General features: G+C 41.8%; 1 protein-coding gene. It reads left to right on the top strand.

Going from position 1 to position 368, the window contains the following annotated elements:
* Positions 1-368 (top strand): N-acetylmuramoyl-L-alanine amidase family protein (locus tag G9F48_RS19330; RefSeq protein ID WP_185153160.1); only part of this gene is annotated, 368 nt, incomplete at both ends.

The following is a 368-nucleotide window of genomic DNA, read 5'->3' as shown; positions in this document are numbered from 1 at the left end:
TCAGCAATGGTTTCGGGTATGCAGACTCCATAGCGGGTGCTGCTCTTGCTGCAAAGAAAAAACAATCTATCATTCTGACAAACGGCAGCAATCTTTCAAAAGAAACAAGAGTCTTTATCGGGAGAAAAAAATTAAGCAGCTTTACCATTATTGGGAATACCCCGGCTGTCAGCTCAAATGTTGCAAACCAGCTGAAAAATCCGGCAGCGGGAAAAACAATTTTAATTGATCCGGGTCATGGAGGGAAAGATTCCGGTTCTATAGGTAACGGCATTTTAGAAAAAGACGTCAATCTTGATATCGCTAAAAGGCTGAATACAAAATTAAATGCTTCAGGTGCTCTGCCGGTCATGACGAGGTCTAATGAT

It is taken from the genome of Bacillus sp. EKM420B, assembly GCF_011065565.1.
Classification (GTDB): domain Bacteria; phylum Bacillota; class Bacilli; order Bacillales; family Bacillaceae; genus Bacillus; species Bacillus velezensis.
Note: the sequence above shows the minus strand (reverse complement) of the source record. Positions and strands in the feature narration are given on the sequence as shown.